Origin of the sequence: Lactobacillus nasalidis (genome assembly GCF_016587775.1) — a bacterium.
In the GTDB taxonomy this organism is placed as follows: domain Bacteria; phylum Bacillota; class Bacilli; order Lactobacillales; family Lactobacillaceae; genus Lactobacillus; species Lactobacillus nasalidis.
The window spans coordinates 1-271 of the sequence record NZ_BOCG01000045.1 but is presented as its reverse complement, the minus strand read 5'-3'; the positions used below and the strand labels follow the sequence as shown (position 1 = coordinate 271).

At 53.5% G+C, this 271-nt stretch carries 1 rRNA gene; it reads right to left on the bottom strand.

The annotated features are described in order from the left end of the window. Positions 1–271, bottom strand: a 23S ribosomal RNA gene (locus tag lacNas_RS00335); the annotation flags it as partial.

Genomic DNA, 271 nt, shown 5'->3' with positions numbered 1-271 from the left:
CCACAACTCATCCCCGCAATTTTCAACTTACGTGGGTTCGGTCCTCCAGCGCGTTTTACCGCGCCTTCAACCTGGTCATGGGTAGGTCACTTGGTTTCGGGTCTGCATCAGCCAACTTCTCGCCCTCTTCAGACTCGCTTTCGCTGCGGCTCCGTCTTTTCTGACTTAACCTTGCTGACTAACGCAACTCGCCGGTTCATTCTACAAAAGGCACGCCATCACCCGTTAACGGGCTCTGACTACTTGTAGGCACACGGTTTCAGGTTCTCTT